The sequence below is a fragment of the Diaminobutyricibacter sp. McL0608 genome, assembly GCF_039613825.1.
In the GTDB taxonomy this organism is placed as follows: domain Bacteria; phylum Actinomycetota; class Actinomycetes; order Actinomycetales; family Microbacteriaceae; genus Diaminobutyricibacter.
Map to the genome: position 1 here is coordinate 2,862,196 of NZ_CP154826.1, position 25,423 is coordinate 2,887,618.

Sequence of the window (25,423 nt, forward strand, 5' to 3'; positions counted from 1 at the left end):
TCGCTGCCTGTGCCGAAGCTAAGCTCCGCCGGAGGGTTCGTCAAGGACTGTCACACGCCCACCACCGACCGCACACCGCGGCCTCACAGCCAAGTCTCAGTCAACGCGCAGATACTAGTTCCCATGAACGCCGGACCACGTATTCTCATCGTCGACGACGAGCCCAACATCCGCGATCTCCTCACCACCAGCCTCCGCTTCGCCGGCTTCGCCGTGCGAGCTGTCGGCAACGGTGCGCAGGCCATCTCCGCGGTCCTCGAAGAGGAGCCCGACCTCATCATCCTCGACGTCATGCTCCCCGACATGAACGGTTTCGGCGTCACCAAACGGTTGCGCGGCGCCGGATACACGGCCCCCATCCTGTTCCTCACGGCGAAAGACGACACCGAGGACAAGATCACCGGCCTGACCGTCGGCGGCGACGACTACGTCACGAAGCCGTTCAGCCTCGACGAGATCGTCGCCCGGATCAAGGCGATCCTCCGCCGCACCATGCAGGCAGACGAAGACGCGGTCATCCGCGCCGGCGAACTCACGATGGACCAGGACACCCACGAGGTGTTCGTCGGCGACACCGCGATCGAGCTCAGCCCCACCGAGTTCAAGCTGCTGCGCTACCTGATGCTCAACCCGAACCGGGTGCTGAGCAAGGCGCAGATCCTCGACCACGTCTGGGAGTACGACTTCAACGGCGACGCAGGCATCGTCGAGTCCTACATCTCCTACCTGCGCCGCAAGGTCGACGCCCACTCGAGCGAACCGCTCATCCAGACCAAGCGAGGCTTCGGCTACATGCTCAAGGCGGCGAAAGTCTAAGCCCACTCACTGTTGGCCCAGCTTCGCTGCATAAACTGGCGGCCTCATGCACGAATCACTCCTGGATCGATGGAACGCGATCTCGCTCCGTACCAAGATCACGGGCGTGACCGTCCTGATGCTGACGCTCGGCCTGCTCGTCTCGGGCATCGGCACGATGGCGATGCTCAAGCCCGTGCTGCTGGCGCAGCTCGACGCGCAGCTGAACGCGGCATCACAGCCGAACAACCTCAACTCGTACCTGGCATCGCGCACCAGCAACAGTGACAAGATCGCATCCGACGGCAGCGCATCCGACTACTTCGTCGCACTGTACAACGCCGACGGCAACCTGATCGACTACAACTGGAAGAACGAACCGACCGCGGAGCGTCCGGTCGTCCCGTCAAAGGTCGACCTCACCCAGGGCCGGGACATGAGCCAGGCCGGGTTCTACCTCAACAGCCGCGACAAGCACACGCTGTATCGCGCCAGCGCGTCGCTCGTGACCTTCACGTCGCCGGCCGGCGCCTACGGCACCGCGATCGTCGCCGCATCCACACACCAGATCGACACCATCATGGCCAGCTACCTGGCCATCTTCCTCGGCTTCGGCGTGATCGTCGTGATCGTCGGCGCGGGGCTCACGCGGATGCTCGTGACGACGACCTTCGCCCCCTTGCGAGAGGTGGAGCAGACGGCCGCCGCGATCGCCGACGGCGACTTCAGCCAGCGCCTCGGCGGCGCGACCCCCAACACCGAGGTCGGGCGCCTCAACCGTTCCCTCAACACGATGCTGAACCGTATCGACAGGGCGTTCAACGATCGCGCACGCACCATCGAGCAGATGCGCCGCTTCGTCGGAGACGCCAGCCACGAACTGCGCACGCCCCTCGTGTCCGTGCGCGGCTACGCCGAGCTCTACCGGATGGGCGCGCTGCAGAGTCCCGAAGAGGTCGCGCAGGCCATGGATCGTATTGAGAAGGAGGCGATCCGGATGGGCGGGCTGGTCGAAGACCTCCTCGAACTGGCCCGTCTCGATGAGACGAAGCCGCTCGACCTGAAGCCCGTCGACCTCGTTCCGATCGCCCGCGATGCGGCGCTGGACGCGATGGCGTCCTCGCCCGGACGCGTCGTCACGGTACTCACGCCTGAGCCCATCCTCCCCACCTACGACATTCCGACCGAACCGTTCGAGGCGATCACCCCCGGGGCGCTGGCGCGGGCGCAGTCGAACACGAACACGGCCACCGGACCGATCGCCTTCGCCGGCGCGACCCTCGCCCGCCTGCGGAGCCGGCGTCCGCGGCGCACGGGCGGAACAGTGGTCATCGCCGAGCCCGTCGTCTCGGTGCCGACGCAACCGCCGAGCGATCCGGCGATCGTCATGGCCGAGGAGAACAAGATCCGCCAGGTCGTCACCAACCTCATGGGGAACGCGATGCGGTTCACGCAGAACGACAGCCCGATCGAGATCCTCGTGCAGGTCAACCACCAGACCGACCGCGCGATCCTCGAGGTGATCGACCACGGCGAGGGCATCCCCCCGCAGATCCGCGAGAAGATCTTCCAGCGTTTCTGGCGCGCCGACACGTCCCGCGCCCGGGAGACCGGCGGAAGCGGCCTCGGGCTCGCGATCGTCTCGTCGATTGTCGCGGCCCACAACGGTACCGTCGAGGTCATCGAGACCGAGGGCGGCGGCGCAACCTTCCGCGTAGCGCTCCCCCTGGCCGGCTCCCCGAGCGCCCCGCAGTCGATCGCGCCCGCCGCCTAGCTGCGCCCGCGCCCGCGCCCGCGCCTAGGCGCGGCGCGGCGGCCGAGCACAGGAAAAAGCACCTCAATCGATCGATTTGAGGTGCTTTTTCCTGTGCTCGAGCGTCGTCACATCAGTGGTGAGCGAGCACCCATGTGCTGAAGGCGACAGTGCCGGCCGCAGCGTTGGTGTTCACCGTCGGGCTCGACACGGACAGCCAGTCGTTTCCCGTGTGGCAATAGTTCTGGGCGCGGTCGCCACCACGAGATGGGTAGGTGCCGTAGTTCGCGCCGGGAGTGGACGTCGACGGGTACCATTCGGCGAGCTTCGTCCAGGCCCCGTCAGCGTTCGGCAGCACCTCGATCGTCAGCGTCGCACCGTGCTTCTCGATATCGGCGGCCTCGGGGCTCCCCCACAGGCACGAGCCTCCGCCCGCCGCTTCGAGCTGGGAGAAGGTCCGGTTGATATCGGTGACTGCGCGTATGCCAGCGTCGATCGCACCTGCGTCAACACCGAGAAGCGAGGAGACGGCGTCGTTCGATGCCAGCGTGGCGCAGTCCAGCGCCAAAGCCAGGTCCTTCGTCGGCGTTGGAGTCGCAGCCGAGGTCGGCGCTCGGGTCGGCTCCTCTGAAGCCCTGGCGGCGCATCCCCTCAGCACGATCGCCAGGACAGTCGCGACGACGACCCCCGCGACCCCCGTGTATGCCCCCGTGCGCATATGATCCCCCAAAACGCTCAGCCCCCAAACCTGTCGAGCACAGGAAAGATCACCCTATCGTTGCGACTTGACGCGACTTTTCCTGTGCTCGACGAAGGGCGGGCGCACCAAAGAGGGCGCCTCCCGAAGGAGACGCCCTCTTCACGAGTTGCGCTGGACTTAGAAGTCCATGCCACCGGTCGGGTCGCCGACCGGAGCCTGGTTCTTCTCCGGCTTGTCGGCGACGACGGCCTCGGTGGTGAGGAACAGGCCCGCGATGGACGCTGCGTTCTGCAGCGCGGAGCGGGTGACCTTCACCGGGTCGTTGATGCCGGCGGCCAGCATGTCGACGTACTCACCGGTCGCGGCGTTGAGGCCGTGTCCGACGGGCAGGTTGCGGACCTTCTCGACGACGACGCCGGGCTCGAGGCCTGCGTTGATCGCGATCTGCTTCAGCGGAGCCTCGATGGCGACGCGCACGATGTTCGCACCGGTCGCCTCGTCGCCGGTCAGCTCGAGCTTCGCGAACGCGTTCTTGCCGGCCTGGATGAGTGCGACGCCACCACCGGCGACGATGCCCTCTTCAACGGCTGCCTTCGCGTTGCGCACGGCGTCTTCGATGCGGTGCTTGCGCTCCTTCAGCTCGACCTCGGTCGCGGCACCCGCCTTGATGACGGCGACGCCGCCGGCGAGCTTCGCGAGACGCTCCTGGAGCTTCTCACGGTCGTAGTCGCTGTCGGTGTTCTCGATCTCGTTGCGGATCTGGGCGACACGGCCCGCGATCTGCTCCGGGTCTCCGCCGCCTTCGACGATCGTGGTCTCGTCCTTGGTGATGACGACCTTGCGGGCCGTACCGAGCAGGTCGAGCGTGACGTTCTCAAGCTTGAGGCCGACCTCTTCGGAGATGACCTGGCCGCCGGTCAGGATCGCGATGTCCTGCAGCATGGCCTTGCGGCGGTCGCCGAAGCCCGGAGCCTTGACGGCGACAGACTTGAAGATGCCGCGGATCTTGTTCACGACGAGCGTGGCCAGAGCCTCGCCGTCGACGTCCTCAGCGATGATGAGGAGCTGCTTGCCGGCCTGGATGACCTTGTCGACGACAGGCAGAAGGTCCTTGATGTTCGAGATCTTCTGGTTCGCGATCAGGATGTACGGGTCTTCGAACACGGCCTCCTGACGGTCAGGGTCGGTCACGAAGTACTGCGACAGGAAGCCCTTGTCGAAGCGCATGCCCTCGGTCAGTTCGAGCTCGGTGCCGAAAGTGTTCGACTCCTCGACGGTGACGACGCCTTCTTTGCCGACCTTGTCGATCGCCTCGGCGATGATCTCGCCGATCGTGGTGTCACCAGCGGAGATGGACGCGGTCGCAGCGATCTCTGCCTTGGTCTCGACCTCTTTGGCAGAGGCGATGAGCTCGGCCGTGACAGCCTCGACAGCCTTCTCGATGCCGCGCTTCAGGGTGATGGGGTCTGCGCCGGCGGCGACGTTGCGGAGGCCTTCCTTGACGAGGGCCTGAGCAAGGACGGTGGCCGTGGTGGTGCCGTCACCTGCGACGTCGTCGGTCTTCTTCGCGACCTCTTTGACGAGCTCGGCACCGATCTTCTCGTACGGGTCGTCGAGTTCGATCTCCTTGGCGATGGAGACACCATCGTTGGTGATCGTGGGAGCGCCCCACTTCTTCTCGAGCACGACGTTGCGACCGCGCGGGCCAAGCGTCACCTTCACGGTGTCGGCCAGAATGTTCAGGCCACGCTCGAGGCCGCGGCGCGCGTCCTCGTTGAAAGCAATGATCTTTGCCATGGTTGTTTTTCGTCCCTCCCGGACGTCTGCGAAAGATACGGAACTTCCGGGCGAATGCCCGGGTTCATTGTTAGCACTCGAATGCGTCGAGTGCTAGAACGATTCTGGCACTCGGATGCCGCGAGTGCAAGTGAACAGACACGCTGGACGCGAACGAACGCCGCCCGGAGAACCGGACGGCGTTCGAATCAGTAGTCGTGCTGTGCTACGCCAGACGCACCGACTCGGCCTGGGGGCCCTTGTTGCCGGTACCGACCTCGAATACGACCTGCTGGCCCTCTTCGAGAACCTTGTAGCCGCTCATGTCGATTGCGGAGTAGTGAACGAAAACGTCCTGTCCCCCACCATCGACGGTGATGAAGCCGTAGCCCTTTTCAGCGTTGAACCACTTCACGGTTCCGTTCGCCATGTATTACTCCCATTGCTGTGTTTCGTCCACGCGTAGCACATTCACCAGCGCGTTGAAACCAGATACTAATGCTTTCGGGGCCCGCAATGAATGGCGATTTCGCCAATAGGTCGTGAAATTACCCGAATTGCGCATGAATTAAACACGCCGGAAACATCGGCGACCGGAATCCCAGATGAGAAGCGCTATCCCGTCGGAGCCTTGTAATCGCTGCCGACGACCACGGTGAGGTCGGCGCCCGTCTCGGCGAAATCCTGCGTCAGCATGACCGTCGCACCCGGCAACGACTGGGCGGCGCCGAGTGCAGCTGCCTCGTTCTTCGGGTCCGAGTAGTAGACCACGGTGCTCGTGATGTTGGACTGGCTCGCGTTGGCGCGCGACTGGACCTTCCATCCCTTGGCGGCGAGTGCATCGCCGACCTGGTTCGCCAGGCCGGCGGTCGTCGTGCCGTTGAGCACGGTGACATTCAGCTTCGGGTCGACCGTCGGGACGATGGTCGGTGTCGGGGTCGAGGTGATCGACGGCGACGGGGTACCCGCCGGGGAGCCGTTGAAAGCGATGCTGCCATTGATGAGGTAGAGCCCGAACACACCCACGCCGACCAGCAGAATGGTGGCGACCGCGGCCCACGCGAAGCCGATCCAGCCGCGACCTTTCTGGTGAGGAGCTCGGTGCGCGCCGACACGCTGGATGTCGTCGGGGATCGCGTCGAAGCGGTCCTTCGGGAATTTCTCTGCCATCGGTTCGGTGGGGGTCCTCAGTCGTGGGGCGTCAGCGTTCGCGCGCTGCGCGCGGCCGTTCGTGCGTCGCGGAGGCGTTGCAGCCTCTTGACGAGCATAGGGTCGTGGGCGAGTGCGGCCGGCGAATCGATCAGAGCGCCGAGCAGCTGATAGTACCGCGCCGCCGACAGTCCGAAGTCCTGGCGGATAGCCTGCTCCTTCGCCCCGGCGTGGCGCCACCACTGCCGTTCGAAGGCGAGGATCGCCTCGTCGCGTTCGGTCAGCTCATCGGTGGTCCCGGAAGAGCGGGTGCGATCTTTGGATGCTTCCGCCATCGCTCACCTCTCTCGACCGACCCCTGACTTGCGCTTCATACTATTTGCGCGTGTCTGAGTGTTCGCCCAAGCGGGCGGGCAGGTCGTGTGATGACGTTTAGGGTTGAAACGGGCCTTTCTCAGGCCTGATCGATGCAGGAAGGACGCCTGGCCCATGGAGTACAACGTCACGAAGAGCGACGACGACTGGCGCTCTGAGCTGAGCCCCGAGCAATTCGCCGTGCTGCGCGAGGCTGCCACCGAGCGCCCGTGGACGGGTGAGCTGCTCGACGAGGAGCGCGCTGGGCTCTACACCTGCGCCGCCTGCGGTGCCGAGTTGTTCAAGAGCGGCACCAAGTTCGATTCCGGCTGCGGCTGGCCGAGCTTCTACGAGTCCGTGCGTCCGGAAGCGGTCGAACTGATCGAGGACCGCACCCTGGGCATGGTGCGCACGGAGGTCCGGTGCGCCAGCTGCGGTTCGCACCTCGGCCACGTCTTCGACGACGGGTTCGGCACGCCTACGGGCGACCGCTACTGCATGAACTCGCTGTCGCTCGACTTCACGCCGGCCGAGTAGCGTAAGTGCGGTCACTGGTCGAAGCCGTCGCGAGCAGGCGGTCGTACTCGCGCGTCACCGACGCAGCCCCGACGCACGCCGAGCTGCTTCCGCTCGTGGCGGCGGCCGGCCGCGTCGCCGACCACAGTTCGCTGCGCCCCTGGCGCATCATCGAGTTGCGGGGGGATGCGCGGGGCCGGCTGGGCCGCGCGTTCGTGAAGGATGCGGGTGCCCACGGACCGGACGCTGAGAAGCTCGAGCAGAAGCCGTTCCGCGCTCCTCTCCTGCTGGCGATCGTCTCGGTGCGCCAGAAGAGCGAGAAGGTTCCCGGGTGGGAGCAGGACGCGGTCGCCGCCGGGGTCGCACACACGCTGAGCCTGCTCCTCGACGACGCCGGCTGGGGTGTCTTCTGGCGGACGGGCACCCACACGCGGTCGAACGCCGTGTCCCGAGCGCACGACCTGGCGAAGAACGAGCGCCTCCTCGGCTGGCTCTATGTCGGCGGCGTGCCTGACGGTTCGCGCGAAGGTCACCGCACGTCGATCGATCCGGAGCGCTACCTCACTGTGCTCGGCTGACGCCAGCGGATGCTCGCCACCGCCACTGCGACGAGGGCGAGCAGGGTTCCGGCGACGGTCGTCCAGGCGATCGGCTGGTTGGAGCTGGGCAGCGCGAGGTCGAGCGCCAGCGCGGTCAGCAGCTGGCCGGCGACGGTCGCGAGACCGAGGATGAGCACGCCGGTGATCCTGACGAGGAGCGATGAACCGGCGATGAACACGCAGCCGATCGCCCCGCCGAGGTAGAGCCACCACTCGGTGGGCAGTGACGACGGCCAGCCGGCGAAGACGGAGTGGACGGCGGTCGCGATGACCAGCACGGTGGTACCGACGACGAAGTTGATGAAGGTCGCGCTCAGTGCGCTGGAGGCGACGACACGGACCTGCCCGTTCACGGCTTGCTGCCACCCCATGCCGAGACCCGCGATCAGCGGCAGGATCAGCATCCAGAGGGGAACGCTCGTGGTGAGTTCTGCGGAAACGGACCAGGTGACGGCGACGAGCGCGAGAGCCGCACCGGTGACCCGCGCGGCGGTGAGCGGTCGGCGACCGCCCGGGCCGAGCCCGCTGCGGTCGAGCGCCAGGCCGCTGACGGTCTGCCCGGCGACGATCGCGACGGTGAAGAGCGCGACGCCGAGCACGGCGGCGGTCAGTCCCTGCGAGAGCACGAGGAAGGCACCCGCGCTCCCGCCGAGCACGTACCACCACGGCAGCGTCCGTGACTGCAGGGCGGACCGGACACGGCCGAGCCCGCGACGCCCGGCGGGCGCGATGGTGAGCGCGACCAGGAGGATCAGAAGGCCAGAACCGAACGAGATCGTCGCTGCGACGAAGCCGTCGCCGAGTCGCTGGCCCAGTTCGCCGTTGATGCGCGACTGCACCGCGACTCCCGCACCGCAGAGCAGCGCGAACACGATCGCGAGCCACACGGGCACCGGAGTGCGGCGAGGCTTCGGTTCGTCGGGCACCACTCCAGCCTATGACCGCGCGCGGGCCGACCGCCTTCCGAACGCTTCGTGATCGTCTCAGGCGGGAGGGGCATCCGCCAGCAGGTCGAACGGATGCTCGATCGAGTCGGCGACGGCCCGCAGCATCCCCGCAGCCACCCCGCCATCGCACACGCGGTGGTCGAAGACGAGGGAGAGCTGGACGATCCGGCGCGGCACGATCGTTCCGCCGACGACCCACGGACGTTCGATGAAGCGTCCGACACCGAGGATCGCCACCTCAGGATGGTTGATGATGGCGGCGCTGCCGTCGACACCGAGGCTGCCGTAGTTGTTGATCGTGAAGGTCGAACCGGCGAGTTCGGCGGGCGCGGCCCGTCCCTCGCGCGCGGCGCCCGTGAGCCGGTCGAATTCCCCGTTCAGTTCGCGGAGGGTCAGCGTCTCGGCGTGGCGGACCACGGGAACGACGAGACCGCGCGGTGTGTCGACGGCGAATCCGAGGTTCACTCCGTCGAACTCCTCGATCGCGGTGGCGTCGGCGGTGAGACGCCCGGCGAGCACCGGATAGGTAGCGAGCGCTGAGAGCGTGAAGCGGGCGATGAAGGAGAGGAGCGAGGGATGCCGTTCTCCGAGCCGCATCCGCGAGCGCAGCTCCCACAGGTCGGTCGCGTCCACATCCACCCAGACGGTCGCTTCGGGGATCTCGCTGCGGCTGCGTGCCATGTTCGCGGCGACGGTGCGGCGGAAGATGCCGAGCGGGGTCGTGGAGCGGATGCCGAGGGCGGTGCGTGCATCCGCGCCGCTATCCGCCCCGACGAGCGTCGCAGGGGCGGCGCTGGGGGTCGCGTTCTCGACGTCGCGTCGCGTGATGAGGCCACCGGGGCCCGATCCGGCGAGGGATGCGAGGTCGAGACCGCGGGTCTTCGCGAGCTGGCGGACGACCGGCGAGATCACCGGGTGGTGGCTGGTGCGTGTCGGCGCGGCGACGGCGGCCGGGGCCGGAGCGGGAGCCGGCTGCGCGGCGACACGGGTCGGCGCGCCCACCAGGGTCGCCCGACGGCGGCGACCGGTGTGCCGCGTCTCGGTCGTCCCGTAGCCGACCAGCACGTTGCCCGAGCGCTGCGCGACCGGTTCGGATGCCACCTGCGAGCCCGACTGACCGGATTCGGGCGACGGGCTGCCGCCGCCGGCATCCACCTCGATCAGCGGCGCGCCGACGCGGAGGTCCTCGCCTTCGTCGCCGTGCAGGGCACTGATGACGCCGCCGAACGGCGACGGCACCTCGACGACCGATTTCGCCGTCTCCACCTCCGCGACCGGCTGGTCGACGACGACCTCGTCGCCGACGCTCACGAGCCAGCGCACGAGGGCCGCCTCGGTGAGTCCTTCACCGAGGTCCGGAAGCCGGAACACCTGGACGCTCATGCTCCCTCCGCCTCGTCGTCCCACTGCAGCCGGTCCACCGCGTCGAGCAGGCGATCGACGCTGGGCAGGTAGAACTCTTCGAGTTTCGGCGGCGCGAAGGGGGTGTCGAAGCCGGTCACCCGGAGCACGGGTGCCTCGAGGTAGTGGAAGCAGCGTTCGGAGACCCGTGCGGCGATCTCGGATGCGACACTCGCGAATCCGGGCGCCTCGGCGACCACGACCGCTCGTCCCGTCGAGCGCACGGCGGCCATCACGGTCTCGTCGTCGAACGGCACGATGCTGCGCACGTCGACGACCTGGAGGCTGCGGCCCTCCTCGGCCGCCGCATCCGCCGCCGCGAGCGCGACCGGCACCGACGGGCCGTACGCGATGATGGTGGCGTCGGAGCCCTCGCGGATCACCTGGGCGCGCCCGAGTTCGGGCAGGGGCGCGGTCGTGTCGACCGGTCCGCTCGTCCAGTAGAGCTTCTTCGGTTCGAGGAAGATGACGGGGTCCGGATGCGCGATCGCCGCGCGGAGCAGTCCGTAGGCATCCTGCGGGGTTGCCGGCGTAACGACGGTCAGTCCGGGAGTGTGCGCGTAGTACGCCTCCGACGAGTCGGAGTGGTGCTCGACCCCGCCGATGCCGCCCGCGAACGGAATGCGGATGACCATCGGAAGGCGCACGGCACCGCGCGTGCGGTTGCCCATCTTGGCCACGTGGTCGACGATCTGCTCGAAAGCCGGGTACGCGAACGCGTCGAACTGCATCTCGACGACAGGGCGCATCCCGTTCATGGCCAGGCCGACAGCACTGCCGACGATGCCGGCCTCCGCGAGCGGGGTGTCGAAGCAGCGCTGCTCGCCGAACCGGGCGGTGAGCCCGTCGGTGATGCGGAAGACGCCGCCGAGCGGCCCGACGTCCTCGCCGAACACGAGAACCGAAGGGTCGGCCTCGAGGGAATCTGCGAGCGCACGGTTCAGCGCCTGCGCCATCGTCATCGTCGGTGTCGGAGTCGTCTCCGGACGCAGGTCGGCGTCATGCATGAGAGTCATCGGAGTCCTTCCGTCCCGGTGGCGTCGCCGGCGACGACCGCGTCGGCCTCGATCTCGGCCGCGAGCATGGCCGCCTGCTCCTGCAGCTGCGGGGTCCGCGTCGCGTAGACGAAGTCGAAGAGATCGGATGGGTCGGGCGCGGTGTCCGCGTTCATCCCGTCGCGCAGGTTACTGGCCACCCGCTCCGCCTGGCTGTGGATCTCGGCTTCGTCTCCGTCGCCGAGCTCGCCGAGTCCTCGCAGATAGGTGCGGATGCGCACCAGCGGGTCCTTCTCACGCCACGGTGCGACCTCGTCGTCCGTGCGGTAGCGCGTGGCGTCGTCAGCGTTGGTGTGGGATTCGATGCGGTAGGTGACGGCTTCGATGAGTCGCGGCCCGGCCCCGGAGCGAGCAGCGGAGACCGCATCCCCCAGCACCGAGAGGAGCGCTGCGAGATCGTTGCCGTCGACGCGCTGGCCGGGCATCCCGTAGCCGATCGCCTTGTGAGCGATCGACGGGGCCGCGAGCTGCTTGCTCAGGGGCACCGAGATGGCGTAGCCGTTGTTCTGCACGAAGAACACGACCGGCAGGTGGAAGACGGCGGCGAAGTTCAGCGCCTCGTGGAAGTCGCCCTCGCTGGTGGCCCCGTCGCCGCAGATCGCGAGCACGACGGTGTCCTCGCCGCGCAGCTTCGCGGCGTGCGCGAACCCGACGGCGTGGAGCAGCTGGGTGGCGAGCGGGGTCGACTGGGGTGCGACGTTGTGGCGGTGCGGGTCGTAGCCCGAGTGCCAGTCGCCGCGCAGCAGTGAGAACGCCTCGACGGGATCGACGCCGCGGCTGAGCACAGCGACGGTGTCGCGGTAGGTCGGGAAGAGCCAGTCCTGGTCGCTCAGCACCAGCGACGCGGCGACCTCGCACGCCTCCTGGCCGTGCGAGGAGGGGTAGACGGCAAGCCGGCCCTGCCGCACGAGCGCGCTCGCCTGGTCGTTGACCCGCCGCCCGATGACGAGGTGGCGGTAGCCGTCGATCAGCCGGTCACGCGTCGGGAGCGCGTAGGTGTCGTCGGGCGTGACCGTGCCGGACGGGTCGATCAACTGCACCGGATCGCGGCGTGGAAGCAGGCTCTCGGGCAGCACTGTGTCGGGGAGCATCCGTTCTCCTTTGAAAGACGTCTCTTCCTCTCAGAGTGAGCCTTTCGGATCCACGGCGCCAGTTCACGCGCATTTTCGAGACGAAGGGCGGCGGATGGACTAATTCTGCGTCATACTGTCCACCATGGGAACGGATGGCGGCGGTCGGCTGGACGGAATGCGCGAGCCGGCGGACGACGTCGATCTGCGCATCGTGCAGGAGCTGCGCCGTGACGGGCGTGCATCCATCACCGCCGTCGCCGAAGCCGCCCACATCTCGCGCGCGAACGCCTATTCGCGCCTGTCCCGCCTGCTCGACGACGGGGTGATCACGGGGTTCACGGCGAAAGTCGATCCGCGTCTCACGGGCCGAGGATCGTCGGCCTACGTGACGATGCGGGTCGACCAGTCGTCGTGGCAGGAGCTGCGCGATCAGCTCGGCAACATCCCTGAGGTGGAGCACATCGCTCTCGTCGGCGGAGACTTCGACGTGATCCTCCTGGTGCGCGCACGCGACAACGAAGACCTGCGGCGCATCGTGCTCGAAGAGCTGACGGCCATCCCGTCGGTGCGGGACACGAAGACCGCCCTGATCTTCGAGGACCACGACACCCGCTGAGCGACCGGCCGCGCACAGGTCGACGGGCCGCAGGTTGCCGGGCGCATAGCGATCTGCAAGAATTACTTCCCGAACGATCGGTCACTAATTATCGATCCGGCGCCTGGTCCGCGCAAAGGACCCGAAGACAACGCGGTCGGGAGAGAGCATGGCAGAGGCCTACCTCGTCGGAGGCGTGCGCACAGCAGTCGGACGCTACGGCGGCGCCCTCTCCGGGGTGCGCCCGGACGACCTCGCCGCCCTCGTCGTCCGCGAAGCACTCGAGCGCGCCGGGGCAGACCCGTCCACAGTCGACGACGTCGTCCTCGGAGCAGCCATCCAGGCCGGCGAAGACAACCGCAACGTCGCGCGGATGTCCGTGCTCCTCGCCGGGTTGCCGGATGCTGTACCCGGCATCACGGTCAACCGGCTGTGCGCATCCGGACTGTCCGCCATCACACTCGCCGCGCAGGCCGTGCGCGCAGGCGACGCCGACCTGATCATCGCCGGAGGAGTCGAGTCGATGACCCGTGCTCCCTGGGTGCAGGCGAAGCCGGAGCGGGCCTTCGCGAAGCCGGGCCCGCAGTTCGACACCTCGATCGGCTGGCGGTTCACCAACGCGCGGCTCCTCGCCCGCGACAAGGCCACATACTCGATGCCCGAGACGGCCGAAGAGGTCGCGCGCGTCGACAGCATCTCGCGCGAGGATTCCGACGCGTTCGCGCTGCGCAGCCACCAGCGTGCGGCCGCAGCGGTCGACGCAGGACGGTTCGACGACGAGATCGTCGCCGTCGCGACGCCGAAAGGCCCCGTGACCGTCGATGAGAGCATCCGTCGCGACACGAGCCTGGACGCGCTCGCTGCGCTGCGGCCCGTCGTCGCCGGAGGGTCCGTCGTCACGGCGGGCAATTCGAGCCCGCTCAACGACGGCGCATCGGCGATCGTGGTGGCCAGCGGCGACGCCGTCAAACGCTACGGCCTGGTCCCCCGCGCACGCGTGATCGTCGGGACCAGTGTCGGCCTCGCGCCGGAGATCATGGGGCTCGGGCCGGTCCCCGCCACCGAGCGCGCGCTGGCCCGCAGCGGCCTCTCGCTGAGCGACCTCGGCTCGATCGAACTCAACGAGGCCTTCGCCAGCCAGTCCATCGCGTGCATCCGGCGCCTCGGCCTCGACGAGACGCGCGTCAACGCGGACGGCGGCGCCATCGCACTCGGGCACGCCCTCGGCTCCAGCGGGTCGCGGCTCGTCGTCACGCTGCTCGGACGCATGGAACGCGAAGACACCCGGTACGGGCTCGCGACGATGTGCATCGGAGTCGGCCAGGGCGCGGCACTCATCGTGGAGCGCGTCCGATGACGACACTCGCCGTCGAACGGTTGTCCGACCGCACGATCGTGCGGCTCGACCGGCCCGAGACCCGGAACGCCATCAACCAGGAGATGGTCGACGAGCTCCACGCGGTCTGCGCGGAACTCGAGGCGAGCCCGCGCATCCTGATAGTCCTGGGCAGCAACGGCGTATTCGCCTCGGGCGCGGACATCGCCGAGCTGCGCGAACGGCGGGCGGCGGATGCGCACCGCGGCATCAACGCCGGCCTCTTCCTGCGCATCGCGGCCCTCCCGATGCCCGTGATCGCGGCGATCGACGGCTACGCCCTCGGCGGGGGCGCCGAACTCGCGTACGCGGCGGACTTCCGGATCGGAACGCCGATGCTGAAGATCGGGAACCCCGAGACCGGGCTCGGCATCATCGCGGCGGCCGGCGCATTGTGGCGACTCCGCGAACTGGTCGGCGAGCCTCTCGCGAAAGAGATCCTGCTCGCAGGGCGGATCCTGGGCGCCGATGACGCGCTGGCAGCACGGCTGGTGACCGAGGTCCATCCGACGGAGGAGCTCGAGGCCGCCGCCAACGCCCTCGCCGATCGGATCGGCGTGAACGACGCGCTCGCGACCCAGTACACGAAGGCCGTGTTCCACGCGGGCGACGACGAGCATCCGCGAGCCGACCAGGACGCGCAGGCCGTGCTCTTCGAATCGCCCGAGAAGATCCGCCGGATGACCGAGTTCCTCGAAAGGCGACGCCGATGAATGCCGTTCCCGACCGTGTCGGCGTGCTCGGCGGCGGCCGCATGGGCGCCGGGATCGCACACGCCTTCCTCCTCGCGGGCGCCGAAGCCGCCGTCGTCGAACGCGATCGGATGTCCGCTGACGCTGCCCGCGCCCGCATCCTGCGCGCCGTCGAGGCCAGCATCGAGCGCGGCACGACCACGTTCCCCCTCGAAACGCTCGCCCCCCGACTTCACGTGGGCGTGGATCTCGACGTCTTCGGGCATGTCGCACTCGCCGTCGAGGCCGTGCCGGAAGACCTGGCGATGAAGCACGAAGCGCTGGCGGCCGTCGAAGCCCGGCTACCGTCGGGCGCCGTCCTCGCGAGCAACACCTCCTCGCTCTCGATCGACGACCTCGCGGTCGTCCTGGAGCGCCCGGAGCGGTTCCTCGGGCTGCACTTCTTCAACCCGGTCCCCGCATCCTCTCTCGTCGAGGTGGTGACCGGGACCGCGACAGACGCCGGCCTCGTCGCCCAGGCGCAGGACTGGGTGCGCGCTCTCGGCAAGACGCCGGTCACCGTCGCCGACGCACCGGGCTTCGCCTCATCACGCCTCGGTGTGACCCTGGGTCTCGAAGCGATCCGGATGCTCGAAGAGGGCGTCGCCTCCGCCGAAGACATCGACGCGGCCATGGTGCTCGGCTACAAGCACCCGATGGGGCCGCTCCGGCTCACCGACCTGGTGGGCCTGGATGTGCGCCTCGGCATCGCCGAATACCTCGCCGAACGGCTTGGCCCGCGTTTCGAGCCGCCAGAGCTGCTGCGCCACCTCGTCGCCGAAGGGAAGCTCGGCCGCAAGACCGGCCAAGGGTTCTACGACTGGAACGACGCCTGATGGTGCCGGTGTCAGTCGGCGGCCTCGTCGAGGATGAGGTTCGTGATGCGCGCCGTGCAGACCCGCTTGCCCTCCTCATCCGTGACGACGACCTCGTGCGACGCGATCTTGCGACCCAGCCGGATCGCGGTGGCCACACCGGTGACCGTGCCCGAGCGCACGCCCCGGTGATGCGTCACGTTGAGGTCGACGCCGACCGCGGTGCGGCCTTCGCCGGCGTGGAGGACGGCAGCCCACGAGCCGAGCATCTCGGCGAACGCGGCGGACGCACCCCCGTGCAGCAGGCCGTAACCCTGGCGGTTGCCCTCCACCGGCATCGTCGCCACCATGCGCTCGGGCGACTGCTCGAGGATCACGATCCCGAGCTTGACGTCGAGTTCACCCAGTTCGATGGTCCAGTCCCGGTGTGCCATGGTCCGCATCCTTTCATCCAGCGCTTCTCCGGCGCTCAGTGTACCCATCCGCCGACCCGTTCGATTTCGAAGAGAGCACAGCCATGACGAGTATTCTTCCCAGCTACGTGAACAGCGCCTGGTGGTCCCCGGCCGATCCTGCGGCCGAAGCCGACGCCGCACTGGTGCGCGACGCATCGACCGGCGAGGTCATCACCGCGGTCAGCACCGCCGGTCTCGATCTGGCCGCTGCACTCGACTACGCACGGACCGTCGGCCAGGCGTCGCTCGGCCGCCTGACCTTCCACCAGCGCGCCATGCTGCTCAAGCAGATGGCGCAGGTGCTCAGCGAACGCAAGGACGAGCTGTACGCGCTCTCGAGCCGGACGGGAGCCACGAAATCGGACTCGTGGATCGACATCGACGGCGGCGTCGGCGTGCTGTTCACCTACTCCTCGAAGGGCCGCCGCGAACTGCCGAACGGCACCGTCTACGTCGACGGTCCCGCCGAGCAGCTCTCGAAGGACGGCTCCTTCCTCGGCCAGCACATCTACACGCGCCTGTCCGGGGTGGCGGTGCAGATCAACGCCTTCAACTTTCCCGTCTGGGGCGCGCTCGAGAAATTCGCGCCCGCGTTCCTGGCCGGCGTGCCCAGCCTGATCAAGCCCGCGACTCCGACCGGCTACCTCGCGGAGGCCTTCGTGCGCATCCTCGTCGAATCCGGGCTGCTGCCCGACGGATCGCTGCAGCTGGTGTCGGGCGCCGTGCCCGGGCTGTTCGACGCTCTGAAGCTCGGCGACCTGGTCGGCTTCACCGGGTCGGCGTCGACCGCCGAGCGGCTGCGCGCCAACGACTCCGTGCAGACCGGCGGAGTGCGCTTCACGAGCGAGACCGACTCGATCAACGCGTCGGTGCTCGGTCAGGATGCGGTGGCCGGCACCCCCGAATTCGATGCGTACGTGAAGCAGCTGGTCGCCGAGCTCACGGCCAAGTCCGGCCAGAAGTGCACCGCGATCCGCCGCGCGATCGTCCCGAACGCTTCCGTCGACGATGTAGTCGCGGCCGTGCAGGCGCGGATCGACGAACGCGTGGTCATCGGCGACCCGCGTGCCGAAGGCGTCACGATGGGGCCGCTCGCCTCCCTCGAACAGCGCGACGAAGTGCTGCGTCAGGTGGCGCGCCTGCGGGAAGGCGGCGGCGAGATCGTGATCGGCTCGACGGATGCGCCCAGCGTGCGGCGGGCCGACGGGTCGGTCGGCGAAGACCCCGCGGGCGCCTACGTCGCGCCGATCCTCCTGCGCTTCCCGGACAACACGGCGAGCGCCGCGCACACAGTCGAAGCGTTCGGTCCGGTGGCGAGCATCCTCGGCTACGGCTCCACGGCGGAGGCGATCACGACGGTGGCACGCGGCGACGGTTCGCTCGTGACCAGCATCGCGACACACGATCCCCAGGTGGCGGTGGAACTCGTCGGGGGCATCGCCGCACTCAACGGGCGCGTGCTGATCCTCGACCGCGACGACGCGCGCACGTCGACGGGACACGGCTCGCCTGTCCCGCACCTCGTGCACGGCGGCCCCGGGCGTGCCGGCGGCGGTGAGGAACTGGGCGGCATCCGGGCCGTTCTCCATCACATGCAGCGCACGGCGGTGCAGGGGTCGCCCGACATGCTGACCGCGATCACCGGGGTCTGGCACACGGGTGCGGCCGTCGCGACCGAAGGAGCGCATCCGTTCCGCAAGTCGCTCGCCGAACTGCGCATCGGGGACAGCGTGCACTCCGCCAGCCGCACGGTGACCCTCGACGACATCGAGCAGTTCGCCCAGACCACCGGCGACACGTTCTACGCCCACATGGACGAAGAGGCCGCTGCCGCGAATCCGTTCTTCCCCGGGCGTGTGGCGCACGGCTACCTCCTGGTCTCGTGGGCAGCCGGACTCTTCGTCGACCCGGCGCCCGGGCCGGTGCTCGCGAACTACGGGCTCGAGAACCTGCGCTTCGTCACTCCGGTGTCGCCCGGGGACAGCATCCGCATCGACCTGACCGCGAAGCAGATCTCGCCGCGCGAGACCGACGAGTACGGAGAAGTGCGGTGGGATGCGGTCATCCGTAACCAGAACGACGAGACGGTGGCGACGTACGACGTACTCACGCTCGTGGCGAAGGAGCTCGCCGCCTGAGCCGGGCCACCCGAGTGGCCAGTGCGTCGGAGCACATCTCAGACGCGGAGACCGTCGAATGCGACGGTGAGCACATCCTCCGCCAGCTGGTCGGCTCCCTCGGCGCCTCCCGGCCGGTACCACTCCACGATCGAGTTGATCATGCCGAAGAGCAGGCGTGTGGCGACGCCTGGGTCGACGTCGCTGCGCAGCGACCCCTCGTCGCGCGCCTCGACGACGAGCGCTGCGACGGCGCGGTCGAAGGCACGCCGTCGGGCGAGCGCCCGGCGCTCGACCTCCGTGTTGCCGCGCACACGCAACAGCAACGTCACGTACGGCAGCTTGTCGGTGAGCACACGAACAGCGCCGCGCAGCACATGGGCCAGCCGGTCCGACGCGTGGCCCGCGAGCGCCGCCTCGTCGCGCAGCACCCCTTCGAGGCCGTCGAGCGCCTGCCCGAGGGCCAGTTCGAGCAGCTCGTCCTTCGACGCGACGTGGTGGTAGATCGCCGACTTCGACAGCCCGAGGCGCGCGGCGAGAACACCCATCGACGTGGCGTCGTAGCCGAACTCGTTGAACGCTCCGACTGCGACCTCCAGGATCCCCTGCTGGTCGTAGCCCGGACGCCCGCGCCGCACACCCGTCTCTGTCATGCCCCAACCCTCCCGCGATCGGTCAGTTTTTGCCTGAATGGCGTGCCGGATGCGGCAAAAGTCGTCCGACGGGCCGGCGCCCGCGTCGGCTAACGGAGGTCGTAGACGCGCTTCAGTTTGCCCGCGCTGCGTTCGAGCGTCCCCGGTTCGACCAGTGCGACCGCGACAGTCGAGCCGATGCGGTCCTTGACCCGTTCGATGAGCAGCGTGCATGCGCGTTCGCCAGCGGACGGATCCGCACCCTCGGCAGGCTCGATGCGCACCGTGAGCTCATCCATCCGGCTCGGCCGGGTGAGTTCCAGAACGAAGTGCGGCGACAGGTCGTCGATGCCGAGCACAATCTCCTCGATCTGCGTCGGGAACAGGTTGACCCCGCGGAGGATGATCATGTCGTCGTCGCGACCGGTGATCTTCTCCATCCGCCGCATGCCGGGACGCGCGCTTCCGGGCAGCAGCCGGGTCAGGTCGCGGGTGCGGTAGCGGATGACCGGGAACGCTTCTTTAGTCAGCGTCGTGAACACGAGTTCGCCGAGCTCGCCGTCAGCGCGCACACGCGTCGTCTCGGGATCGATCACCTCGGGAAGGAAGTGGTCCTCCCAGAGGTGGGGGCCGTCCTTCGTCTCGATGCACTCGTTGCCGACGCCCGGTCCCATCACTTCGCTCAGGCCGTAGATGTCGACGGCATCGATGTCGAGCCGCTCCTCGAGTTCGGCGCGCATCGCGTTCGTCCAGGGTTCAGCACCCAGGATGCCCACCTTCAGGCTCGACGCGCGCGGGTCCAGGCCTGCCTCGGCCATCGCATCCGCGATCGTCAGCAGGTAGCTGGGAGTGCACATGATGGCGTCGGGCTCGAAGTCGTGGATGAGCTGCACCTGCTTGCTGGTCTGGCCGCCCGACATGGGGATCACGGTCGCGCCGAGCGCTTCGATCCCGGCGTGGGCTCCGAGGCCGCCGGTGAACAGGCCGTACCCGTAGGCGTTGTGCACCCGCATCCCCGGCCGCACCCCGGAGGCCCGCAGGCTCCGCGCGACGAGGTCGGCCCAGTTGCGGAGATCCGTCGTGGTGTAGCCGACGACCGTCGGCCTCCCGGTGGTGCCCGACGAAGCGTGGATGCGAGCGACCTGGTCCATCGGCACGGCGAACATGCCGAACGGGTAGGTCAGCCGCAGGTCTTCCTTGGTGGTGAAGGGCAGCAGCGTTACGTCGTCGAGTGTGCGGATGTCATCGGGATGCACGCCCGCTTCGTCCAACTTGCACGTGTAGAGGGGGACGTTCGCGTAGGCGTGGCGCACTGTCCACTGCAGCCGCTGCAGCTGGAGCGCCTGGAGCTCGTCCCGCGACAGGCGTTCCTCGGGGTCGAGCTCGTCGGGCGAGGGCGCGTGGAGCCGCTCGCCGCTCATCGCTGCCTGCTCGTGGTGTGGCTGCGGCCGCGGAACTCGGCGACGGTCTCTCCGGTTTCGTCGGTGACGCTCACGTCGTAGAGTCCAGTACGTCCGCTCCTCGCGCGGACGGACGCGGTGGCCGTGAGCGTCTGTCCTGCCGTGGTCGGCTTGAGGAAGGTGATGTCCGCGCCCGCGGCGAGAGTGATCTGCTCATCTTCGTTGCAGGCGATGGCGAACGCGGTGTCGGCGAGCGCGAAGACGATGCCGCCGTGGGTCACGTCGAAACCGTTGAGCATGTCTTCGCGGATGCGCATGGTCACGACGGCGTCGCGGGCTGAACTTCGGACGACCTGCATGCCGAGAGCCGCGGATGCGCGGTCCCTCTCGATCATGGCCTCAGCGGCGCTCACGGTCGGTTGGGACATCCGTCCTCCTCGTCGAGTTACGGCTTGTCGGCTGATTGCCGGTCGATGACCTAGACTATATACTAACCGAACGATCAGTAAGTAATGCGATCCGCCCACGAGGCGATCCGTTGAGCGCGATCCAGGAGTCGACGATGACCACGCCTGCAGAACTGCTTCCCGACGCTTCCAGCGACAGGGCGGCCGACGCCACCCCCGACGGGAAGAGCCCGGAGGAGCGCCGCTTCACCGAACTCATCGACGCCGACTCGCGCGTCGAGCCGCGGGACTGGATGCCTGCCGCCTATCGCAAGACGCTCATCCGCCAGATGTCGCAGCACGCCAACTCCGAGATCATCGGCATGCAGCCCGAATCCAACTGGATCACCAGGGCTCCGAGCCTGAAGCGCAAGGCGATCCTCATGGCCAAGGTGCAGGATGAGGCGGGCCACGGCCTGTACCTCTACTCGGCCACCCAGACGCTCGGGATCACGCGCGACGAGATGACGGAGCAGCTCATCGCCGGCAAGGCGCGCTACTCGTCGATCTTCAACTACCCGACCCCGACCTGGGCGGACATGGGCGCGATCGGCTGGCTCGTCGACGGCGCGGCGATCTGCAACCAGGTGCCGCTGTGCCGCGCGTCCTACGCCCCGTACGGCCGGGCGATGGTCCGCATCTGCAAAGAGGAGTCGTTCCATCAGCGCCAGGGGTTCGAGATCCTGCTCGAGCTCATGCACGGCACCGACGCACAGAAGAAGATGGCGCAGGACGCGGTCGACCGCTGGTACTGGCCTTCTCTGATGATGTTCGGCCCACCCGACGACGACTCCCCCAACTCCGCCCAGTCGATGGCCTGGAAGATCAAGCGGTTCTCGAATGACGAGCTCCGGCAGCGCTTCGTGGCGATGCTCGTGCCCCAGGCCGAGGTACTCGGGGTGACCCTTCCCGATCCGGACCTGCGCTGGAACGAGGAGCGCGGCGAGTACGACCTCGGCGAGATCGACTGGACCGAGTTCCACGAGGTCCTCGCGGGACGCGGCCCGTGCAACGCCCAGCGCCTGCAGCGCCGGCGGGACGCCCACGAGGAAGGCCGCTGGGTGCGCGAGGCCGCGGCCGCCTACGCCAAGCGCGAGGCCGAACCGCAGGCGGTCGCCTCATGAGCGCTACGCCCGCATCCGCAGCCGAATCGACGCCGGAGACCGCCGGTCACACCGAGACCTGGCCGCTCTGGGAGGTGTTCGTGCGCTCCAGCCGCGGACTCAGCCACGTCCACGTCGGCTCGTTGACCGCACCCGACGAGATCATGGCCGTGCGCAACGCACGCGACCTGTACACCCGCCGCAACGAGGGCGTCTCGATCTGGGTCGTCCCGTCCGACGCCATCACGGCCAGCGATCCGGATGCGAAGGGCGCGTTCTTCGAATCGCCCGCGGGCAAGAACTACCGCCACGCGGTCTACTACACGAAGAGCGAAGGGGTGAAGCACCTGTGAACCAGCGCATCACCGTCGACGGTCTGGACCTGGAGACCGAGGTCATCGACGCCGGCTCCGCGACGACCGAGGACATCGCCGAATACGCGCTCTGGCTCGGCGACGACTCGCTCGTGCTCTCCCAGCACCTCGGCGACTGGATCTCGCGAGCACCCGAACTCGAAGAGGATGTCGCGCTCGCCAACATCGCGCTCGACCTGCTCGGCCACGCGCGCTCGCTGCTCCATCACGCGGGCACCGCATCCGGCCGCACCGAGGACGACCTCGCCTTCTGGCGCGACGAGTCCGAGTTCCGCAGCGCCCAGCTCTTCGAACTGCCGAACGGCGACTTCGCCCACACGATCGCCCGCCAGCTGGTCGCGTCGCACTACTTGTTCGAGCTGTACGACCGTCTGCGTGCATCCGCCGATCCGACTCTTGCGGCCATCGCCGCAAAGGCGGTCAAAGAGGTCGACTACCACCGCGACCACTCCGCCCAGTGGGTGCTCCGCCTGGCGCTCGGGACCGACGAATCGCGCCGCCGCATGACGATCGCGCTCTCCGATGTCTGGCCGTATGTGGACGAACTGTTCGTCGACGAACCGCTTCTCGACCGGCTCGAGGGCGTCGCACCACGGCCGTCCTCGCTGCGGTCCGCGTTCGACGCGACCGTCGCGACCGTGCTGGCCGAGGCCGAACTGGAGGAGCCGCGCGGGTTCGTCTCGAGCGGCGGCGGCCGACGCGGGGCGCACACCGAGCATCTCGGTCCGCTTCTCGCCGAGATGCAGGTGCTCGCCCGGCAGCACCCGGGAGCGAGCTGGTGAAGGCGGCGACGATGATCACGATCGATGAACTCCGCGCGGAGCCGACGGCGACCCCGGCGACCCCGAGGATCCGCAATCGCGGCGTCCTCGCCCAGCAGGCGTGGGCGATCGCGGCCGAGGTCGCAGACCCCGAGGTGCCGGTGCTCACCATCGACGACCTGGGCGTGCTCCGCTCTGTGCGGGTCGGTGACGACGACGTCACCGTCGACATCACGCCGACCTACAGCGGATGCCCCGCGATGGAAGCCATCCGCGACGACGTGGTGTCCGCGCTGAACGCCGCCGGATTCGAGAACGTCGTCGTCAACATCACGCTGTCGCCGGCCTGGACGACCGACTGGATCTCCGATCTGGGCAGAGCGAAGCTCGAAGAGTTCGGCATCGCAGCCCCGAGCGGCCGGTCGAGCGTCGCCGGCGGACCGGTGCGGATGCGGATGTCCGTGAAATGCCCGCAATGCCAGTCGCTGAACACGCGCGAGCTCTCGCATTTCGGCTCGACGTCGTGCAAGGCCCTGTACCAGTGCCTCGACTGCCTGGAGCCGTTCGACTACTTCAAGGTGCTCTGACGTGGCAGCTGTGAACCTGGGCACGAAGAAGCGCGCGAGGTTCCACACCCTGACCGTCGCAGACATCCGCCCGCTCACCAACGCGAGCGTGGAGGTGACGTTCGCGGTGCCTGAGCAGCTCCACGGTGCGTACGACTACGCACCTGGACAGCATGTCGCGCTGCGTGCGACGATCGAGGGCCACGAGCTGCGGCGGAGCTACTCGATCTGCCGGCCTCCGACACCCGGCTCGATCAGTGTGGCGATCAAGCGCGACCTGGGCGGCGCGTTCTCCACCTGGGCCAACGAAGAGCTGCGCGTCGGCGACCGCATCGACGTGATGAGCCCCCAGGGAACGTTCACCACCGACCTCGACGACCTCGACGACAAGCACATCGTCGGCATCGCGGCCGGCTCCGGCATCACACCGCTGATGTCTCTCGCGCACACCGTGCTGGGGCGCAGCGAGACCTCCCGCTTCACCCTCGTGTACACGAACCGCACCGCCGTCGACGTGATGTTCCTCGAAGAGCTGTCCGACCTGAAGGACCGGTACCCGTCCCGGCTGGCGCTGCATCACGTGCTGTCACGCGAACAGCGTTCGGCTCCCCTGCTGTCCGGCCGCATCGATGAGGAGCGGCTGCGTCGGATGCTCGACACGATCATCCACCCGGCCGCGGTCGACGAATGGTTCCTGTGCGGACCGTTCGAACTCGTTCAGTTGTGCCGCGACACCCTCGAGAGCGTCGGCGTCGACCGGGCACACATCCGTTTCGAGCTGTTCACGACGGGCGACCCCGTGCAGGTCGCGGGCGATGTGGGGCGTCCGGTGCTCGTGCATCCGGGCGAGAAGTCGTTCGAGATCGAATTCACCCTCGACGGGCAGACGGCGACCGTCACGACGCCGGTCGACGCGAACGAGTCGGTGCTGAACGCCGCCCTGCGCGTGCGACCGGACGTTCCGTTCGCCTGCGCCGGCGGTGTCTGCGGGACCTGCCGCGCACGGCTCGTCTCCGGCGACGTCCGGATGACCGAGAACTACGCCCTGGAACCCGAGGAACTCGAACGCGGCTACGTTCTCACCTGCCAGTCGCATCCACTCACAGACAAGGTCGCCGTCGACTACGACGTGTGACAGGCCCGACGAAAGGACTCCCCCCTGTGATCGACCTGACCATCGCCGACGGCGTCGCCCGGATCGTCCTGAACGCGCCCGAGAAGCTGAACGCGCTCGACGCCACGGCGCTCGGCGAACTGTCGGAGGCGTACGACCGGGCGGAAGCCGCGCAGGTCCGTGCGCTCGTCCTCCGCGGCGAGGGTCGCGCGTTCTGCGCGGGTCGCGACATCTCGGCGGTCGACCCGCGGACCGACGACGTTTCCGGGTATCTCGACGGCCTCGTCACGCCTCTCCTCAAGCGGATGAGCGCCTTTCCCGCCCCGACCTTCGCGGCCGCCCACGGCGCCTGCCTCGGCGTGGGCCTCGGTCTGCTCATCACGACGGATGTGGTCTACGTCGCCGATACGGCGAAGATCGGCTCGCCGTTCGCCGCGCTCGGCGCCACCCTCGATTCCGGTGGTCACGCCCTGTTCTTCGAACGCCTCGGTGCCCACAAGACCCTCGACCTCATCTATACCGGCAGGCTGATGTCGGGCACCGAGGCTGTGCAGTCCGGGCTGTTCAGTCGCGTCTTCCCGGCGGACGAGCTGACGGATGCGGTGCTGGGGGCTGCCACGAAGGCCGCGTCCGGCGCGACGCAGGCTTTCCTCGCGAGCAAGGAGCTCATCCGCGCGCTGCGAGACGAACGCGTCGGCCTGTGGGATTCGATGACCGCGGAGAACGCGGCCCAGGCCGCTCTCTGCGACACCGACGACTACCGCGAAGGCTTCGCCGCCTTCCAGCAGAAGCGCACGCCGACGTTCGCTGGCCGTTAGTCC

28 protein-coding genes are annotated in these 25,423 nt (G+C 68.3%); 15 read left to right on the forward strand and 13 right to left on the reverse strand.

Annotation, left to right across the window (positions count from 1 at the left end; genetic code table 11):
• Positions 1–123: 123 nt before the first annotated feature.
• Together AAYO93_RS13630 and AAYO93_RS13635 are read left to right on the forward strand one after the other, a co-directional pair.
• On the forward strand, positions 124–816 hold the full coding sequence (locus AAYO93_RS13630) for a response regulator transcription factor (protein ID WP_055895214.1): 693 nt from the start codon (positions 124–126) through the stop codon (positions 814–816).
• Between the two features lie 46 nt (positions 817–862).
• Complete coding sequence (locus AAYO93_RS13635; RefSeq protein WP_345761723.1) at positions 863–2,569, forward strand: sensor histidine kinase; 1,707 nt, start codon at positions 863–865, stop codon at positions 2,567–2,569.
• Between the two features lie 112 nt (positions 2,570–2,681).
• On the opposite strand, the gene AAYO93_RS13640 is transcribed toward AAYO93_RS13635, so the two are convergent.
• The 5 genes from AAYO93_RS13640 to AAYO93_RS13660 form a co-directional block, all read right to left on the reverse strand.
• Entirely contained in the window at positions 2,682–3,266 is a 585-nt protein-coding gene (locus AAYO93_RS13640) for a hypothetical protein (RefSeq protein WP_345761724.1), read from the reverse strand.
• 159 nt (positions 3,267–3,425) lie between these two features.
• Positions 3,426–5,045, reverse strand: coding sequence for a chaperonin GroEL (groL, locus tag AAYO93_RS13645; protein ID WP_345761725.1), 1,620 nt, complete (start codon positions 5,043–5,045; stop codon positions 3,426–3,428).
• Between the two features lie 205 nt (positions 5,046–5,250).
• Positions 5,251–5,454, reverse strand: a complete 204-nt coding sequence (locus tag AAYO93_RS13650; RefSeq protein WP_163287411.1) for a cold-shock protein — start codon at positions 5,452–5,454, stop codon at positions 5,251–5,253.
• A gap of 185 nt (positions 5,455–5,639) precedes the next feature.
• The gene (locus AAYO93_RS13655) at positions 5,640–6,194 is read right to left on the reverse strand and encodes a LytR C-terminal domain-containing protein (RefSeq protein ID WP_345761726.1); all 555 of its coding nucleotides are present in this window, start codon (positions 6,192–6,194) and stop codon (positions 5,640–5,642) included.
• A 17-nt stretch (positions 6,195–6,211) separates the two neighbouring features.
• On the reverse strand, positions 6,212–6,508 hold the full coding sequence (locus AAYO93_RS13660; RefSeq protein ID WP_345761727.1) for a DUF3263 domain-containing protein: 297 nt from the start codon (positions 6,506–6,508) through the stop codon (positions 6,212–6,214).
• 154 nt (positions 6,509–6,662) lie between these two features.
• Here AAYO93_RS13660 and msrB point away from each other — a divergent pair, with 154 nt between their 5' ends.
• Together msrB and AAYO93_RS13670 are read left to right on the forward strand one after the other, a co-directional pair.
• Positions 6,663–7,064, forward strand: a complete 402-nt coding sequence (gene msrB / locus AAYO93_RS13665) for a peptide-methionine (R)-S-oxide reductase MsrB (protein WP_345761728.1) — start codon at positions 6,663–6,665, stop codon at positions 7,062–7,064.
• A 5-nt stretch (positions 7,065–7,069) separates the two neighbouring features.
• Positions 7,070–7,621: a nitroreductase family protein gene (locus AAYO93_RS13670; RefSeq protein ID WP_345761729.1), complete on the forward strand. Its 552-nt coding sequence runs from the start codon at positions 7,070–7,072 to the stop codon at positions 7,619–7,621.
• Here AAYO93_RS13670 and AAYO93_RS13675 read toward each other — a convergent pair.
• From AAYO93_RS13675 to pdhA, 4 genes are read right to left on the reverse strand one after another with little or no spacing between them, the layout of a single operon-like run.
• Positions 7,600–8,568, reverse strand: a complete 969-nt coding sequence (locus AAYO93_RS13675; protein WP_345761730.1) for a DMT family transporter — start codon at positions 8,566–8,568, stop codon at positions 7,600–7,602. The two genes, AAYO93_RS13670 and AAYO93_RS13675, sit on opposite strands and share 22 nt — an antisense overlap.
• A 57-nt stretch (positions 8,569–8,625) precedes the next feature.
• Complete coding sequence (locus tag AAYO93_RS13680; protein WP_345761731.1) at positions 8,626–9,972, reverse strand: dihydrolipoamide acetyltransferase family protein; 1,347 nt, start codon at positions 9,970–9,972, stop codon at positions 8,626–8,628.
• Positions 9,969–11,006: an alpha-ketoacid dehydrogenase subunit beta gene (locus tag AAYO93_RS13685; RefSeq protein ID WP_345761732.1), complete on the reverse strand. Its 1,038-nt coding sequence runs from the start codon at positions 11,004–11,006 to the stop codon at positions 9,969–9,971. Before AAYO93_RS13685 ends, AAYO93_RS13680 begins: the two co-directional genes overlap by 4 nt.
• Positions 11,003–12,136, reverse strand: coding sequence for a pyruvate dehydrogenase (acetyl-transferring) E1 component subunit alpha (pdhA, locus tag AAYO93_RS13690; protein ID WP_345761733.1), 1,134 nt, complete (start codon positions 12,134–12,136; stop codon positions 11,003–11,005). The genes AAYO93_RS13685 and pdhA overlap by 4 nt, the downstream gene beginning before the upstream one ends.
• A gap of 124 nt (positions 12,137–12,260) precedes the next feature.
• Here pdhA and AAYO93_RS13695 point away from each other — a divergent pair, with 124 nt between their 5' ends.
• The 4 genes from AAYO93_RS13695 (at position 12,261) to AAYO93_RS13710 (ending at position 15,655) form a co-directional block, all read left to right on the forward strand.
• Positions 12,261–12,734, forward strand: a complete 474-nt coding sequence (locus AAYO93_RS13695; RefSeq protein ID WP_345761734.1) for an Lrp/AsnC family transcriptional regulator — start codon at positions 12,261–12,263, stop codon at positions 12,732–12,734.
• Positions 12,735–12,882: 148 nt separating this feature from the next.
• Positions 12,883–14,070, forward strand: a complete 1,188-nt coding sequence (locus AAYO93_RS13700) for a thiolase family protein (RefSeq protein ID WP_345761735.1) — start codon at positions 12,883–12,885, stop codon at positions 14,068–14,070.
• Positions 14,067–14,801: an enoyl-CoA hydratase/isomerase family protein gene (locus AAYO93_RS13705; RefSeq protein WP_345761736.1), complete on the forward strand. Its 735-nt coding sequence runs from the start codon at positions 14,067–14,069 to the stop codon at positions 14,799–14,801. The genes AAYO93_RS13700 and AAYO93_RS13705 overlap by 4 nt, the downstream gene beginning before the upstream one ends.
• Positions 14,798–15,655 (forward strand): 3-hydroxyacyl-CoA dehydrogenase family protein, encoded by an 858-nt coding sequence (locus tag AAYO93_RS13710; RefSeq protein WP_345761737.1) that lies wholly within the window; start codon positions 14,798–14,800, stop codon positions 15,653–15,655. The genes AAYO93_RS13705 and AAYO93_RS13710 overlap by 4 nt, the downstream gene beginning before the upstream one ends.
• 11 nt (positions 15,656–15,666) lie before the next feature.
• On the opposite strand, the gene AAYO93_RS13715 is transcribed toward AAYO93_RS13710, so the two are convergent.
• Positions 15,667–16,068 (reverse strand): PaaI family thioesterase, encoded by a 402-nt coding sequence (locus AAYO93_RS13715; protein WP_163287423.1) that lies wholly within the window; start codon positions 16,066–16,068, stop codon positions 15,667–15,669.
• An 83-nt stretch (positions 16,069–16,151) separates the two neighbouring features.
• Between AAYO93_RS13715 and paaZ the strand changes: the two genes are divergently transcribed.
• Positions 16,152–18,227 carry a phenylacetic acid degradation bifunctional protein PaaZ gene (gene paaZ, locus AAYO93_RS13720; protein ID WP_345761738.1) on the forward strand — a complete coding sequence of 692 codons (2,076 nt, stop codon included), beginning with the start codon at positions 16,152–16,154 and terminating at the stop codon, positions 18,225–18,227.
• A 38-nt stretch (positions 18,228–18,265) separates the two neighbouring features.
• Here paaZ and AAYO93_RS13725 read toward each other — a convergent pair whose 3' ends face one another.
• From AAYO93_RS13725 to paaI, 3 genes are all read right to left on the reverse strand, one after another.
• Positions 18,266–18,859, reverse strand: coding sequence for a TetR/AcrR family transcriptional regulator (locus tag AAYO93_RS13725; protein ID WP_345761739.1), 594 nt, complete (start codon positions 18,857–18,859; stop codon positions 18,266–18,268).
• Between the two features lie 89 nt (positions 18,860–18,948).
• Entirely contained in the window at positions 18,949–20,259 is a 1,311-nt protein-coding gene (gene paaK / locus AAYO93_RS13730) for a phenylacetate--CoA ligase PaaK (protein WP_345761740.1), read from the reverse strand.
• Positions 20,256–20,666, reverse strand: coding sequence for a hydroxyphenylacetyl-CoA thioesterase PaaI (paaI, locus tag AAYO93_RS13735; RefSeq protein ID WP_345761741.1), 411 nt, complete (start codon positions 20,664–20,666; stop codon positions 20,256–20,258). The genes paaK and paaI overlap by 4 nt, the downstream gene beginning before the upstream one ends.
• Before the next feature lie 134 nt (positions 20,667–20,800).
• On the opposite strand from paaI, the gene paaA reads away from it, so the two are divergent.
• The 6 genes from paaA to AAYO93_RS13765 are packed head-to-tail and all read left to right on the forward strand — an operon-like array spanning position 20,801 to position 25,420.
• Complete coding sequence (gene paaA / locus AAYO93_RS13740) at positions 20,801–21,808, forward strand: 1,2-phenylacetyl-CoA epoxidase subunit PaaA (protein ID WP_345761742.1); 1,008 nt, start codon at positions 20,801–20,803, stop codon at positions 21,806–21,808.
• The gene (paaB, locus tag AAYO93_RS13745) at positions 21,805–22,140 is read left to right on the forward strand and encodes a 1,2-phenylacetyl-CoA epoxidase subunit PaaB (RefSeq protein WP_345761743.1); all 336 of its coding nucleotides are present in this window, start codon (positions 21,805–21,807) and stop codon (positions 22,138–22,140) included. The genes paaA and paaB overlap by 4 nt, the downstream gene beginning before the upstream one ends.
• Positions 22,137–22,943, forward strand: a complete 807-nt coding sequence (gene paaC, locus AAYO93_RS13750) for a 1,2-phenylacetyl-CoA epoxidase subunit PaaC (RefSeq protein ID WP_434056637.1) — start codon at positions 22,137–22,139, stop codon at positions 22,941–22,943. The genes paaB and paaC overlap by 4 nt, the downstream gene beginning before the upstream one ends.
• Before the next feature lie 11 nt (positions 22,944–22,954).
• A complete protein-coding gene (paaD, locus tag AAYO93_RS13755) occupies positions 22,955–23,509 on the forward strand; it encodes a 1,2-phenylacetyl-CoA epoxidase subunit PaaD (protein ID WP_345761744.1) in 555 nt (184 codons plus the stop codon).
• 1 nt (position 23,510) lies between these two features.
• A complete protein-coding gene (paaE, locus tag AAYO93_RS13760; protein ID WP_345761745.1) occupies positions 23,511–24,623 on the forward strand; it encodes a 1,2-phenylacetyl-CoA epoxidase subunit PaaE in 1,113 nt (370 codons plus the stop codon).
• A 26-nt stretch (positions 24,624–24,649) separates the two neighbouring features.
• Complete coding sequence (locus AAYO93_RS13765; protein WP_345761746.1) at positions 24,650–25,420, forward strand: enoyl-CoA hydratase/isomerase family protein; 771 nt, start codon at positions 24,650–24,652, stop codon at positions 25,418–25,420.
• Positions 25,421–25,423: the final 3 nt, after the last annotated feature.

What these genes read in the sequence shown, in the direction of transcription:
- AAYO93_RS13630 (WP_055895214.1), top strand. Translation starts at nt 124, where the DNA reads ATGAACGCCGGACCACGTATTCTCATCGTCGACGACGAGCCCAACATC.
- AAYO93_RS13635 (WP_345761723.1), top strand. Translation starts at nt 863, where the DNA reads ATGCACGAATCACTCCTGGATCGATGGAACGCGATCTCGCTCCGTACC.
- AAYO93_RS13640 (WP_345761724.1), bottom strand. Translation starts at nt 3,266, where the DNA reads ATGCGCACGGGGGCATACACGGGGGTCGCGGGGGTCGTCGTCGCGACT.
- groL (WP_345761725.1), bottom strand. Translation starts at nt 5,045, where the DNA reads ATGGCAAAGATCATTGCTTTCAACGAGGACGCGCGCCGCGGCCTCGAG.
- AAYO93_RS13650 (WP_163287411.1), bottom strand. Translation starts at nt 5,454, where the DNA reads ATGGCGAACGGAACCGTGAAGTGGTTCAACGCTGAAAAGGGCTACGGC.
- AAYO93_RS13655 (WP_345761726.1), bottom strand. Translation starts at nt 6,194, where the DNA reads ATGGCAGAGAAATTCCCGAAGGACCGCTTCGACGCGATCCCCGACGAC.
- AAYO93_RS13660 (WP_345761727.1), bottom strand. Translation starts at nt 6,508, where the DNA reads ATGGCGGAAGCATCCAAAGATCGCACCCGCTCTTCCGGGACCACCGAT.
- msrB (WP_345761728.1), top strand. Translation starts at nt 6,663, where the DNA reads ATGGAGTACAACGTCACGAAGAGCGACGACGACTGGCGCTCTGAGCTG.
- AAYO93_RS13680 (WP_345761731.1), bottom strand. Translation starts at nt 9,972, where the DNA reads ATGAGCGTCCAGGTGTTCCGGCTTCCGGACCTCGGTGAAGGACTCACC.
- AAYO93_RS13685 (WP_345761732.1), bottom strand. Translation starts at nt 11,006, where the DNA reads ATGACTCTCATGCATGACGCCGACCTGCGTCCGGAGACGACTCCGACA.
- pdhA (WP_345761733.1), bottom strand. Translation starts at nt 12,136, where the DNA reads ATGCTCCCCGACACAGTGCTGCCCGAGAGCCTGCTTCCACGCCGCGAT.
- AAYO93_RS13695 (WP_345761734.1), top strand. Translation starts at nt 12,261, where the DNA reads ATGGGAACGGATGGCGGCGGTCGGCTGGACGGAATGCGCGAGCCGGCG.
- AAYO93_RS13700 (WP_345761735.1), top strand. Translation starts at nt 12,883, where the DNA reads ATGGCAGAGGCCTACCTCGTCGGAGGCGTGCGCACAGCAGTCGGACGC.
- AAYO93_RS13705 (WP_345761736.1), top strand. Translation starts at nt 14,067, where the DNA reads ATGACGACACTCGCCGTCGAACGGTTGTCCGACCGCACGATCGTGCGG.
- AAYO93_RS13710 (WP_345761737.1), top strand. Translation starts at nt 14,798, where the DNA reads ATGAATGCCGTTCCCGACCGTGTCGGCGTGCTCGGCGGCGGCCGCATG.
- AAYO93_RS13715 (WP_163287423.1), bottom strand. Translation starts at nt 16,068, where the DNA reads ATGGCACACCGGGACTGGACCATCGAACTGGGTGAACTCGACGTCAAG.
- paaZ (WP_345761738.1), top strand. Translation starts at nt 16,152, where the DNA reads ATGACGAGTATTCTTCCCAGCTACGTGAACAGCGCCTGGTGGTCCCCG.
- AAYO93_RS13725 (WP_345761739.1), bottom strand. Translation starts at nt 18,859, where the DNA reads ATGACAGAGACGGGTGTGCGGCGCGGGCGTCCGGGCTACGACCAGCAG.
- paaK (WP_345761740.1), bottom strand. Translation starts at nt 20,259, where the DNA reads ATGAGCGGCGAGCGGCTCCACGCGCCCTCGCCCGACGAGCTCGACCCC.
- paaI (WP_345761741.1), bottom strand. Translation starts at nt 20,666, where the DNA reads ATGTCCCAACCGACCGTGAGCGCCGCTGAGGCCATGATCGAGAGGGAC.
- paaA (WP_345761742.1), top strand. Translation starts at nt 20,801, where the DNA reads ATGACCACGCCTGCAGAACTGCTTCCCGACGCTTCCAGCGACAGGGCG.
- paaB (WP_345761743.1), top strand. Translation starts at nt 21,805, where the DNA reads ATGAGCGCTACGCCCGCATCCGCAGCCGAATCGACGCCGGAGACCGCC.
- paaD (WP_345761744.1), top strand. Translation starts at nt 22,955, where the DNA reads ATGATCACGATCGATGAACTCCGCGCGGAGCCGACGGCGACCCCGGCG.